13 protein-coding genes are annotated in these 11995 nt (G+C 61.2%); 4 read left to right on the forward strand and 9 right to left on the reverse strand.

The genetic code is table 11. The features are described 5' to 3' along the window. Positions 1 to 78 precede the first annotated feature (78 nt). Both HNQ65_RS10835 and HNQ65_RS10840 read right to left on the reverse strand, forming a co-directional pair. Entirely contained in the window at positions 79 to 723 is a 645-nt protein-coding gene (locus tag HNQ65_RS10835) for a class I SAM-dependent methyltransferase (RefSeq protein ID WP_184339546.1), read from the reverse strand. Then, positions 723 to 1853 (reverse strand): DUF3419 family protein, encoded by a 1131-nt coding sequence (locus HNQ65_RS10840; RefSeq protein WP_221306124.1) that lies wholly within the window; start codon positions 1851 to 1853, stop codon positions 723 to 725. Before HNQ65_RS10840 ends, HNQ65_RS10835 begins: the two co-directional genes overlap by 1 nt. 206 nt (positions 1854 to 2059) lie before the next feature. Here HNQ65_RS10840 and HNQ65_RS10845 point away from each other — a divergent pair, with 206 nt between their 5' ends. Beyond that, positions 2060 to 2851: a phosphatase PAP2 family protein gene (locus HNQ65_RS10845; RefSeq protein ID WP_184339547.1), complete on the forward strand. Its 792-nt coding sequence runs from the start codon at positions 2060 to 2062 to the stop codon at positions 2849 to 2851. Here the strand turns inward: HNQ65_RS10845 and HNQ65_RS10850 are convergent. The 4 genes from HNQ65_RS10850 to nrdR form a co-directional block, all read right to left on the reverse strand. Beyond that, positions 2841 to 4553 carry an ArnT family glycosyltransferase gene (locus tag HNQ65_RS10850; protein ID WP_221306125.1) on the reverse strand — a complete coding sequence of 571 codons (1713 nt, stop codon included), beginning with the start codon at positions 4551 to 4553 and terminating at the stop codon, positions 2841 to 2843. The two genes, HNQ65_RS10845 and HNQ65_RS10850, sit on opposite strands and share 11 nt — an antisense overlap. A 74-nt stretch (positions 4554 to 4627) precedes the next feature. Next, positions 4628 to 5056, reverse strand: coding sequence for a hypothetical protein (locus tag HNQ65_RS10855; RefSeq protein ID WP_184339549.1), 429 nt, complete (start codon positions 5054 to 5056; stop codon positions 4628 to 4630). A gap of 44 nt (positions 5057 to 5100) precedes the next feature. After that, complete coding sequence (locus tag HNQ65_RS10860; RefSeq protein ID WP_184339550.1) at positions 5101 to 5454, reverse strand: HIT domain-containing protein; 354 nt, start codon at positions 5452 to 5454, stop codon at positions 5101 to 5103. 8 nt (positions 5455 to 5462) lie between these two features. Beyond that, the gene (gene nrdR, locus HNQ65_RS10865) at positions 5463 to 5951 is read right to left on the reverse strand and encodes a transcriptional regulator NrdR (RefSeq protein WP_184339551.1); all 489 of its coding nucleotides are present in this window, start codon (positions 5949 to 5951) and stop codon (positions 5463 to 5465) included. Positions 5952 to 6056: 105 nt separating this feature from the next. On the opposite strand from nrdR, the gene HNQ65_RS10870 reads away from it, so the two are divergent. From HNQ65_RS10870 to HNQ65_RS10880, 3 genes are read left to right on the forward strand one after another with little or no spacing between them, the layout of a single operon-like run. Beyond that, the gene (locus HNQ65_RS10870) at positions 6057 to 6599 is read left to right on the forward strand and encodes a flavoprotein (RefSeq protein ID WP_184339552.1); all 543 of its coding nucleotides are present in this window, start codon (positions 6057 to 6059) and stop codon (positions 6597 to 6599) included. A gap of 48 nt (positions 6600 to 6647) precedes the next feature. Then, positions 6648 to 6977: a hypothetical protein gene (locus HNQ65_RS10875; protein ID WP_184339553.1), complete on the forward strand. Its 330-nt coding sequence runs from the start codon at positions 6648 to 6650 to the stop codon at positions 6975 to 6977. Beyond that, positions 6959 to 7450, forward strand: a complete 492-nt coding sequence (locus HNQ65_RS10880; RefSeq protein ID WP_184339554.1) for a DUF6036 family nucleotidyltransferase — start codon at positions 6959 to 6961, stop codon at positions 7448 to 7450. Before HNQ65_RS10875 ends, HNQ65_RS10880 begins: the two co-directional genes overlap by 19 nt. A gap of 60 nt (positions 7451 to 7510) precedes the next feature. Here HNQ65_RS10880 and HNQ65_RS10885 read toward each other — a convergent pair whose 3' ends face one another. The 3 genes from HNQ65_RS10885 to HNQ65_RS10895 form a co-directional block, all read right to left on the reverse strand. Further along, complete coding sequence (locus HNQ65_RS10885) at positions 7511 to 8401, reverse strand: alpha/beta hydrolase family protein (RefSeq protein ID WP_184339555.1); 891 nt, start codon at positions 8399 to 8401, stop codon at positions 7511 to 7513. Next, entirely contained in the window at positions 8398 to 10458 is a 2061-nt protein-coding gene (locus HNQ65_RS10890) for a TerD family protein (protein ID WP_184339556.1), read from the reverse strand. Before HNQ65_RS10890 ends, HNQ65_RS10885 begins: the two co-directional genes overlap by 4 nt. Positions 10459 to 10665: 207 nt before the next feature. Further along, on the reverse strand, positions 10666 to 11994 hold the full coding sequence (locus tag HNQ65_RS10895; protein WP_184339557.1) for a DUF1552 domain-containing protein: 1329 nt from the start codon (positions 11992 to 11994) through the stop codon (positions 10666 to 10668). Between the last annotated feature and the right edge of the window lies 1 nt (position 11995).

The raw sequence follows: 11995 nt of genomic DNA on the forward strand, positions 1-11995 counted from the left end.
AGGAATGAAATGCCGGACGGCAGCCCCATGATGAAGGCGGGTTCACATCACTGCACGAAACAGTATCGCCACACACTCTCAGGACTGTTTGCGTCCGAGAAAGATGCCATACTGCCACACGCCGCCGTAGGCGGAAAAGCGCTCATCCAGCAGGGGCGAAAACTTTTGACTCAGATATGGCCACAAATGGCCTTCCATGTGCACGTGGTTGACACCCATCCAGTTGCGGAACCAGGCGAAGCGCGTGTGGGAAAAATCCACCACGGCAATGATGCCGCCTTCTTCAAGATCTTCCCATGCAGCATCAATGGCCTGCTCCCAGCCGGGATTGAACATGCTCAAAGCGTATGAAAACAGCACGAGGTCGAAACGGCTGCCGCGTTCATGCACTGGCGCGCTGTAGGAGCGGCGCAGGAGATTGACCCGGTCGTCTTTCACTTTGGTGGCTGCGATGGACAGCATCTGCTCGGAGAGATCCACGCCGGTGATGTGGGCCTGGGCGAAGCGGCGGCGCAGGCCGGGCAGATTGCGCCCGGTGCCGCAGCCCACTTCCAGGATGCGCTGCGGCTTGCTCACGCATGCAGCGCGCATCAGCACTTCCTCACGGCCAAAGAGAAAGCTCCAGCGCGTGGCATCGTAGATGCGCGAGTGAAACTGGTAGTAGCGCTCCAGCGCAGTGCCCGTGCCCTGTGCGGAGGCTGTGGATGCGTGGGCCGTGCTCATCACAGCACCTCCGCAAAGTGAAGGCTGCCATAGGTGCCCACGCGGTCCAGCTGGTGCAGGGCTTCGGTGCGTTCGGGGAAGAAGCGCAGACGTGCACGCACGGACTCAGGCACAAAGTCGAGATTCACTCCCGCGGAGCGCATCAGCACCTTGGCCCCTGGGGCACTGTTGGCCAGGATGAGCTCCCACTCGTCCAACAGCGCTGCAGTGTCGTGCGCGGCCAGCCAGTCCTGGTGGTCAAGCAGCACAAAGTGCGTGTACTTGCCGGGATATTCCCGCAGGAAGCCGGAAAGCGTGGTGGTGTAGCTTTTCAGGCGGTCCACACGCTGCTGCAGCGTGGCCAGATTTTCCTGCTTCAGGTAGTTCGGGCAGCAGCCGAGCGTGTAGGAGCCGGTCATGTACACACGCCAGAAATAGTTGTCCGCGATGGGCAGCTCGGTGAACACATGGCGCAGCTTGTCCTTCACGTAGTCGGTGAGGCCGCCGGGGTAGGAGTCCTGGATGAGCTTGATCTGCGGGCGCGGCACGCCGAGCAGCGTCATCAGCGTGGGCTGGCGCAGCAGCCAGTTGCTGAAGGGGCCCCAGATCTCGCGTTCAAAGAGCTCATAGGCATGGCGCTGCTCCTCAAGCGAGCGCGCATCCAGCAGGCAGGTGGCGAAGTTCTTGACGTTAGGGCGCAGCTTGAAGAGCGCATTGCCCATCACATACGCGGCGATGCCCGAGGTGCCGTGGTAGTAGAAAGACTTTTTGAGGCTGGTGGGATTGAAGAAGCCGATGCGCTTGTCCCAGAACTTCCGTGCAGGATCAGACAGCGAGCCGCGCACGCGGTGGTACACTGCGCTGTATTCCGCGTGGGAGCCAAAGCCGAACATCTCGAAAAGCTCCTCGAAATCTCCACGGCGGATGAGCGCCTGCTTGAACTCCAGCAGTGCGTTCTGACGGTAGTTCATGTCCACTGCGTGGATGGCGGCGGGATTGTCGAGCAGGTAGTCGAGCGCGTTGCAGCCTGCGCTGGTGATCATGACCACGCGGCTGTCGGAGTTCAGCTGCATGAGCTCGCGGTCGAGGCGCGGATCCTCCCACGCTGTGTTGTAGATGAGGTTGGAATTGTGAACATGGCGGAAAACCATGTCGTGGGCCGATTTCAACATCTGAACCGGACGGCGGGGGGAGGACTCTTTGAGCATGATCGCAGGAGGAGTGCGTGAGTCTTCCTTCCAATGTGACACAGAGCCAGCAGACGAGTGTGTTTGTTTCGTCACAATGTCAGGAGACGAAACAAATTCGTTTCAATGCACGCCATGGCATTTTGACGATCTTGTTTTGATTGCCGCTGATGAATGACAAACACGGCCTGCTGCCGCCCTATGCGGCATCCTGGAATGAGCTGGCAACGGAGGACGCGGCTGCGTGGCTGCCCGCTGGTCTGGATCATCGCGCACGGCCCATGCTGGCCTGCTGGTGGGCGGATGTGCTGTGCCTCTGCCGCAGTGCGTGGGCCATGCTGAGGGCCAACCGGCTGAAACTGCTGTGCTTCATGACGGCAGGTGCTGCGCTGGTCTGCTGGCTCATGCCGCAGGATCTCGCGCTGCTGGCACGGCTGCGCTGGGCGGAGGACGCTCCGGACAATGCAGCCATTCATGGTCTGGCACGCTGGCTTAGCTACTGGGGAGATCTGGCGGGTTTTAACATGTTCGTGTTTGTCACACTCACCTGTTTCGCGTTCGTGCGGCGCTCATCCTTCTTTCGCAGGCTGGTGCTCGCCGCCGTGGTGGGAACTGTTCTCACAGGAGGCGTGGCAAATTTGGTGCGCGTGAGCACCGGTCGTGCGCGGCCCGGCAGCAACGTGCCCGCAGGATTCTACGGCCCCACCTTGAGCGCGCGCAAGCAGTCCTTTCCCAGCGCGCACACGGCCACATCGTTCGGTGCCTGCGTGCCGCTGGCGGTGGCCTTTCCTCCAGCGGGTGTGCCGCTGCTGGCCGTGTCTGGAGGCGTGGCGTGGTCGCGTCTGCAGAACAACTGCCACCACCCCAGCGATGTGCTCACTTCGGTGCTGCTGGCGTGTGTTTTTGGCGTGCCGCTGGGACTGACGGTGCGCCGCATGCGCCGTGCAGCGGCTAGCGTTTGATGAAAAGCTGCACCTCCGCCCAGCTGAAGCGCGCCATATTGAAGCCTTCAATGGTTTGCGTCTTCGTGCCGCTGGATTCCGATTTCAGCGTATCCGCAAGCGCCATGTTGTCTTTCGCAGTCTGGCCTTTGGGTGCGGTGCCAAGCAGTGCTTTGAACCAGCGGTCCAGCGTCCACTCGCGCCTCAGCATCACCACTGCATGCGGGCCGGGCTTTTGCAGTACAGTTTTGGCGGAGCTGAGGTCATCGGTGAAGAGCCACTGATGATCGGTGTAGAAAACAAGGCTGGGCTCTGTGTAGCCGCAGCCGTGCAGTGCCGTGTCTGGCGATGTAGGGCCTATTTCTGCTGCCACCTGCACGGGGATCGAAGTGGCGCGCAGCTGGCTGCCCAGATGGGACAGGCTCGCGCTGGTGAGCAGCAGCGTGAGGCATGTCAGCGCGAGGTTTCGGTGTGTCAGTCCCTGTTTCCATACGGCAGCTGCCACAAAGCCACCCAGCACGAGCACGCAGGTGAGCAGCAGCAGCGCGCTGCAGAGCAAGGTGCGGACGCCTGCATTTGAAATCGGCATTGCCACCAGAAAACCCCAGCCCGCGAGAAGGAGCGCTGAAAGAGCAAACGGCAGCCACTTGGCCGCGCCGGGCAGTTTTGCAGCATCTTCAGGAGTACGATGCCGCCAGGCCAGCGCCAGCAGCACGATGAAGGCGGGATAGCCTGGCATGACGTAATGCGGCAGCTGCGTGGCGTAGAAAAAGAAGATGATCTGCGGCGCGAGGAACCATGCGGCGAGGAAGGAGGTCTGCGCCGTCCAGTTTGCACGCAGACTGCACCACACCGGCAGCGCAAAGCCCATCCACGGGAAGAGGCTGAGCCAGGTGGTGAGGAGGTAGTAGCCGGGCACGAATTTGCGGCCGTTGAACACATCCGTGCCACGTTTCACCACATGCTCGCCCATGCCGGTTTTCCAGAAAGCACCGTTTGTTTCCATCAAAGCGGGCACGCCCCAAGCGGCCACCATGGCCAGAGCGATGCAAAAGCCGGGCAGCAGCTGCAGCCGCGCCCAGGGCAGGGGCTTTCTCCAAAAGACCCAGCGCCACAGGATCAAGGCCAACAAAGGCACGAACCACGCGATGGGGCCCTTGGCCAAAAAGCCTGCGCCCAGCGAAAGCCACAGGCACCAGAACCAACCGCCCCAGCGCTGCGATGACGGCTCTGTCAGCAGCTCCACCAGCGCCCTACAGGCCAGCGCCACCAGCAGGATCATGGGCATGTCCGCCACACAAAGCCGCCCGTGCACCAGTGACTGCAGGCTGGTGAGCCAGGCTGCACCGGCGAGCAGTCCGGCACGTGAGTCCTGCACCAGCCTGCACGCCATGCCCGCCATGACCAGCGCCGTGAGGTACACGGCCACCACGCTGTGCAGGCGTGCCGCCAGCTCGTTCACGCCCAGCAGGGCGTAGTGCAGACGCATCCACCAGTAGGTGAGCGGCGGCTTGTCAAAACGGTAGTCGCCATTGAAGTAGGGTATGGTCCAGGTGCCGCGCTGCATCATCTCCACCGTGGCGTGGGCAAAGCGCGGCTCGTCGCGGTCCATCAGCGGGATGGTGGCCGTGCCCGGCAGATACAGCAGCAGCGCGAGCACGAGCAGCAGCCACCAGCTGTGGCGCTGACAGCGCGGATCATTCCAGAAGGAAGAGGCAGACAAACCCATCACGCCATTTGGCATGAGGGCATGGTTCGTCCGTCAGGAAGTACCGACGTTTTCGTCACACGGCAGGCTCAGTAGAGCAGGAAGCCGATCTCGCTGTCCGTTAGCTGGGAGGTGTCGTCCATCGCCAGCAGGGCCTGGGTGTCGAAGGTGGCCTCCCATGGAGTCTCAGCCGCTGCGTGGAGCAGGGGCATGTCAGGAGCGGATGCTTCAGGCACCGGTTTGCTGGCCACCTGGACCTGAGCGGCGGGCTGGGTCTGGAAAATCACCAAGGCCAGCACCATGGCGGCCACGCTGACGGAGGCAAAAGCCCATTTGCCAGCAGGGGAGGCAAAGGACACATCCTCCCACCAGATGCGCAGAGATGCCAGCCATCCGCGATCCTGCGGTGTCTGGCGTGCGGCGCGGACCACGTTTTGGGCAAAATTGGAACGAGCCTCGATCGCGCGGGCCTGAGCCAGCAGCTTGGCGACGGGGTCTTGAGGTGAAAGCGGTTCCATGATGGCAAAAAAACAGCCGGATCGGCCCAAAGTTGCAAAAAATATCAGCCTGGGGGCCAGTCGAGGCTGCGGCCCGCCAGCAGGTGTACGTGCATGTGGGGCACGGATTCACCGGCGTCTTTGCCGTGATTGATCACGAGACGGAAGCCCTTGCTGCGGTCTGAGATGCCCAGCTTTTCAGCGATCTTGCCTGCGGCCAGGAGCAGCGCGCCGAGTGTGGCCTGATCCGCTGCTAAGGCCTCTCCCACACGGGGGATGAGCTTTTTGGGCACGATGAGCACATGGATGGGAGCCTGGGGGCTGATGTCGTTGAAAGCAGCCACGAGGTCGTCTTCATAGACGAGCGGGGCGGGGATTTCGCGGTCGATGATCTTCTGAAAAATGGTCTTCTCGCTCATGGGGGAAATTAACGGAAAAGCTCCGGCTGCCGCCCGTCGCGCGGGCTGCGCTCTCCGAGACTCTTGATCTCGTCGATGAACTCGCCCACGTCCTCAAACTGGCGGTACACGGAGGCATAGCGGACGTAGGCCACGTGGTCGATGGCCTCAAGGCGGCGCATCACCTTGGCACCGATGACGGTGCTGGGGATCTCGCGGTAGCCTTCCTCCTCCAGCTCGTTGGCGATGTCGTCCACCAGCTGCTCCAGCTGCTCCATCTTGACGGGGCGTTTTTCGCAGGATTTGCGCACACCGCCGAGGAGCTTGTCGCGGTTGAAGTTTTCGCGGGCGCCGTTGCGCTTCACCACGCGGAGCTCCTCGCGCTCCACGATCTCGTAGGTGGTGAAGCGGAAATCGCACTTCATGCACTCCCGGCGGCGGCGGATGGCGTGCCCCTCCCGCGCCTCGCGGGAGTCGATCACTTTATCCTGGGAGCTTCCACATTTGGGGCAGCGCATTCTAGCAGGGGGTTACGCCTGGGAATGTGCTTTCGCGAGGGCAGAATGGCAAGCAGCTTCGTAGTTCGGGCTTTTCGGGCGGATTTTCGCGCCTATGGTCCATTTATGTCCCGCATCATCCTCGGCGTCACCGGTTCCATCGCGGCCTACAAGGCGGCGGACCTCGCCAGCCAGCTCACCAAGGCCGGCCACAAGGTGACCTGCGTGCTGACCAAATCCGCCCTGGAATTTGTCACTCCGTTGACGCTGAGCACGCTGTCCAAGAACCCTGTCATCAGCGACCTGTTTGCCGAAAAGGAGGGCTGGCAGCCCGGGCACATCCAGCTGGCGGACGAGGCCGACCTGCTGCTGATCGCCCCGGCCACGGCCAACATCCTCGCGGCCATGGCCAATGGCTTCGCGCATGACGCCCTCACCGCTATCGCCCTGGCCACCCGCGCGCCCATCCTGATCGCCCCTGCCATGAACGGCAAGATGTGGCAGCACCCCGCCACGCAGAAGAATGTGGAGACCCTGCGCGGCTACGGGGCGCAGTTTGTCGAGCCCGCGTCCGGGATGCTGGCCTGCGGGTATGAGGGTGTGGGAAGGCTGGCCGAGGTAGAGACCATCCTGCAGGCGGTGGCGGCGGTGCTGGCTGCCCCGCGCTAAAACGCCCCTTGGCAGCCCGCCTCGCGTCCATTAACTTGCGACACTCCCATGCACGAACACGACGACACTGGCGACAAGCTGGAGCACGCGTACTTCTGCTACCTCGCCGACAAGTTTGAGCGGGAGCCGGAGCTGCTGCGCCGGGCACAGGCGACTGTTCAGCGCTGGCTTTCCATCGACCATCATGGGGCTAAACAGCTTCTTTCCTGGCAGGAACTCATTATAAGTGCTCTAGAGACACAGGCCGGTATGTCGAGGCTTTGTAAAGTACTGCGTGCAGATGATGAAGAAACACGCTTTTTGAAAGGTTTCGCCCCCTTTCCTGGTCTGCTTAGTCGAGCAGAGAAAAAACAGTTTTTATGCGCTTCTCGTCATTGAAGCATCTGGCTGCGTCTGTCTCTGCCATCGCGCCTGAGGCCCATATTGTCGTTTTTGGTTCCTCTTCCGCTCTATGCACGCATCCAAATTTGCCAGAAGTGACCAACAGCTATGAGCAAACGTTGGATGCGGACTTCATTCTAGATCCATGGGATGAATCGTTGGGAAACTTGCTTAGTGAAACACTTGGCAAGGACAGCGGCTTTTTCGAGCATTACAAGTATTACGCCGACATCGTGCGCCCTGCCGCCTTCGACAACTTCCCGCCCGATTTCCGAGACAGGCTCGTGCCCCTTGAAGGCTGCCCGCGGGTGTTTGCCCTCGATCCGCACTACATGGCCGTGGCCAAGCTCTTTGCCGGAAGGCCCAAGGCATCCGGCTGCTGGCTTTTCTCCTGGCCACCAACCGGCTGGATTAAGCCAAGGTGCGCAAGCTGCTATGGGACACGCCGATGGAGGAGAAATGGATCGTGAAAACCCATGCCGTGCTTGAGCAAGTGGTGGCTGAGGCGGCGCAGCAACGTGAGCCTTAAATTACGGAGCCTTGGGATTGGTGATACGCATCAGCCATTTCCGTGCTTGCTCGCGCGCAGGGCTCGGCCTCAGGGTCCAGGCGTCGTTGTGATTGAGGAAGCCGGTGCTGAGGAAGGTGAGGTCGGCATCTGGCAGGAGTGGGCGGAGGTAGGCTTCGGTTTCCTGGGCATTGAAGCCTTCGCCGCAGATGAACTGGGGCCGTTTGCCAAGGCGTTGCAGGCGCGTCAGGGCGGAGTTGCGGTCTGAGTTTGGATAGGGCCATTTGCGGACGCCGTCGTAGTGGCTGTAGGCGAAGAAGCCGCACCAAAGACGGGCGGTTTCGTCGTCGTGGAGGCCGAGGTAGTTGCAGGCGATGGCTCCGCGCGAGAAGCCGCATAAGAGGACTTTGGATGGATCGCCGCCGAATTGGCTGCACACCGTCTGCACGGCGGCGCGCAGGTGCTTCAGTGTGGGCTGCGGATCATAGGTGGGACGGGTGCCCCACCAGAGGGTGGCGATTTCATCGCCGTTGTCGTTCAAGTAAGGCACGCAGAGCCAGATGAAGCCTTTGCCGGCAGTGAGGCCGTAGCCGAGATTGCTGCCCTCGGGCACGCCGTGGCTCACATCGCCCTGCTTGCTGGTGAAGCCGCCGTTGCCTGCGAGTTCCACGATCACCGGCATCTTTACACCCGGTTTCCAATCGGTGGGCAGGTAGAGAACGTTATAGACGCCTGTGCCTTTTTTGGACTCCAGGGTGAGCTTTACGCGTTTGCCGGGTGAGGGAGCGCCCTCGCTTAATGCAGGCACGGTCAGATCCGGCTCCACGCTGCGGATGTCTGGCAGTTCTGCCAGACACGACGAGGCCAGCAGCGCAGAAAAGACAATCGTCGTTCTGAAAGCGAGGACTGTCATAAAAAGTCGGCCCGGATTCGATCCAGATCATACGGGGTGATGCCTGCATCCTGCGCAAAGATGGTATCGGCTCCAGCGCGTTCTGCCACCACACTGCCGCGTGCTTTGGCATGCAATGAAAACAAGGTGTGCAGGTCCGGCTTGATTCCGTAAATCAGAGAACGCAGCATCAATGTGATGGGGGGCAGATTGACGTGTACGTTGTTGGGAAGGCGCGGATACGCTGTCAGGGCTAGGTCTGCCCAGATGACTTCGCGCTCCACAAGATCAAACACGGCCGGGATGCAAATGCGGGTATTGGCGGCCACGTCCAGTTTATCCACGACGGTGCGAGCTTCGAAGACTTCGCCGGAATCCGGGGCCTGGCGTGCCATCCAGCCAGCAAAGCATTCGGGCAGATCGCAGTAAGGCTGCTGGGTATAGCTGGACAATGTCATCACGATGTAGCGCACGTTTGCTGCCAGCAGTCGTGCTGGCTCCACATCAATGAACTCGGCGGCACCCTCCGGAGCGTCCACAATGTCACCGCTATGGCAGCCGCCGAAGTTTTTGAGGTTGTAGTAGGACAACACATCCAGATAGCGCTGTTCTGCATCGAACAAGGAGGCCGAGAGATCGATGTCCGTTCTGCCGCGGCCATTTTTCCACCAGATGAAGAACCGCAGCACGGTGGCGTCCGCCAGCGGCAGGCGGCTGCCTCGCGTGAGAGTGCGCAAGGCTTTGGAGGCAGACCGCTGCGCCAGAGGCACCATGAACTTCTCCATGCCGGGTTCGACCCAGCAGCGGCCCAGAGGCGGCAGCATGGCGAAGCGCTCTACTAATGCACACTCACAGACAGTGGCTGCCTGCGCAGCGACTCCGGTCGGAAGGGACGGCATTTTTTTGGATACGGCAAAGACTTTGCCCACATCGCCTTTGGGGAAAAAGACGCGCAGTGGCAGCGGCTGGTCGCGATGCTGAAAATGGCTCAGCATCTGCAGCAGCACCGGCGTAGAAACCTTTCGGACGCATTCCTGAAACAATGACAGCACTGACTCTGATCGCGCCGCCAGACGCAGCAAATGGTCCATCCTGCGTGCAAGATCTCCAGGTCGTGACCGAAGCATTCCCAACACCTCATCCACCTGCCGTTTCTCCAGGGCGGCCTCCAGGCGGCTGTTGAAAGTGGTGATTTTTTCATCGGCACGCAAGGCTTTGAAGGCAGCAAAAATTTTGGGAACCTTCTCCGCGTGCTCGCCAGGATGTAGGCGCTCACCTAAGCGAATCCAGCGGCCCTTCCACCGCAGCATGTCTTCCAGGGCATTGTCGCAGCGCTCCATCCACGACAGCAGTAGGCGGCGTTCGGCGCGCGTGAACTTGCCAAATTTCACCGACGCGGCCAGCGATACATCTCCGCCGGACAAAGCCACAGCGAGGCGAAGCACATCGGTGACAATTTTAAAATGTGGCGCGAGCAGTTCGACAGCTTCCGGCGCATGTTTGAGCACTGCTGCCGAGAGCACGGCCAGATTTTCCTTGGAGGCAATCGTCTGCGGCAGCAAGGCAGGGAACTGCTCACGGCGCTCTTTGACGAACCAGATAAGATCCTCCTTGTCCTGTGGAGAAAGAGAGGTCTTTGCCCCGGCAAGCTGGGTGAAGATGGCGCGGAAGTCTGCCTCATGCCCGAGATCGATCACACGGAGCGGTGTCTTGTCGGTGAGTTCCGGACGCAGGCTTTTTGGATAAACCGGCAGCTTATTGGTCAGGTAGTGAACCAGAGCATTCAGGTAGAGCAACAGTTCGGGCGTCTCTTTCACCTGGCGGGGAAAGTCCGGGTACATCGGCGCGAAGGGACGGTGCGCGCCCACCATCTGCCGGATGTCTTGGATAAGGGACGTGTAGAAAGCCGCCAGCTCGCGGTCACTGAGAGTTTGCACACGCTCCATCAGCGTCGGACTCATGACAAAACCCAATGCCTCCAAATTTTGCTGCATCATGGCCAGCATGGTTCCCGACTGGCTGCCGGTCCCGGGTGGGAGCAGCACCTTCTTACGTCTGCGGAGGTAGAGAGTGTTCATGCTTATGAGAAACCGCGTCTGCCAACGCGGTTGTCGGCAGACGCGGTTAACGTGGAGAGCGAGGACTCTAGGTTTGAACAAGAGAAGGAAGAACCCTCATAGCCACGAATCCACTCTAAGATGAATGTCGCTGATTAGGCAACGTAAATTCCTCGCATGAGTGCAAAGAATGAGGTGTCTGAATCAGAAAGTTCCGGCTGCAACTCATCACGCCAGCTCCAGGCCGCGCATGGTGCCGGTGCTGCTGGCGAAGGGGTTTTCTTCGAGGCCGAGACGTTCGAGCATGGAGACGAAGAGATTGGGCAGCGGGTAGTTGCGCGTGGTGTCGAAGACGAGGTGCTGGCCGTGCTTGAAGCCGCCGCCGGCGAAGAGCACGGGCAGGTTCGTGGTGACGTGGGTGCTGGCGTTGCCGAGATTGCTGCCGTAGAGGATCATGGAGCGGTCCAGTACGGTGGCGCCGCCTTCCTTGGTGGACTTGAGCCCGGTGAAGAGCTGGCCCAGCAGGCGCATGTGCTCGCGGTCGATGCTTTCGAGCTGTGCGAGTTTTTTCGGTGACTTACCATGATGTGACAGGCTGTGGTAGCCGTCGCTGATCTCGGCACCCTCCACCTCGATGGTGGGGGAGTTCACGCTGTCCAGCATGAGGGTGATCATGCGGGTGCTGTCGGTCTCAAAGGCCAGGCGCGCCATGTCGTACATGAGCCGGGTCTTCTCCATGTAGTCTACCGGGCTGGCGGGGTCGGCGGGCTGCTTGGTTTTCACGGCGGGCTTGGGCTTGTGCTCCCACTCGCGGGATTTGCCGAGGCGCTGCTCCAGATCGCGCACGCCGGTGAAATATTGATCGAGGCGCTCGCGGTCATGCGCACCGAGATCGCGCTCCAGGCTCTTGGCCTGACCGGCCACGGCGTCCATGATGCTCTGCCCGAGCGCGAGGCGGCGCTCCTGCTCGGCGATCTCCTTGGGCGAGCCCTGCAGGAAGAGACGGCGGAAGACCTCGGAGGGTTTTTCTTCGCAGGGAATCAGCGCGCCGCTGCCTGTCCAGGAGAGGCTGCGGCTGCCCTGCGAGACATTGACGCCCAGCGTGAGCGAGGGGAAGCGCGTGAGGTGGCCGATGCGCTCTGCGGCGAACTGGTCGAAGGAGATGGTGTTGCGAAAGCCGCCGCTGCCCGGATGCGGTGCGGCGGTGAGGAAGCAGTTGTCCGCAGGATGGCCACCATCCACATCCGGATGCGAGACGCCGCTGAAGACGGTGAAGTCATTGCGATGCGCCTTGAGCACCTCCAGGTAAGGCGAGAGCTGGTAGTCGCGCCCGGTGGAGGTCAGGGCAGGAAAGAACTTTTCCGGCAGCAGGCCGAGGTTGTTGCAGACGCCGAGAAAGCGGCGCGGGGGCTCCTGCTTGGCCGCAGCGCGGGAAAACGCGGGCTGCATGGCTTCCAGAAACGGCAGCGCCATGCCGATGCCGGAGGCGCGCAGAAACTGCCGGCGTGAAACACCACGCTGCGTGGAGATGAAAACCGAGGGAGTGGGGCTGCTCATG

This window comes from Prosthecobacter vanneervenii, assembly GCF_014203095.1.
In the GTDB taxonomy this organism is placed as follows: domain Bacteria; phylum Verrucomicrobiota; class Verrucomicrobiia; order Verrucomicrobiales; family Verrucomicrobiaceae; genus Prosthecobacter; species Prosthecobacter vanneervenii.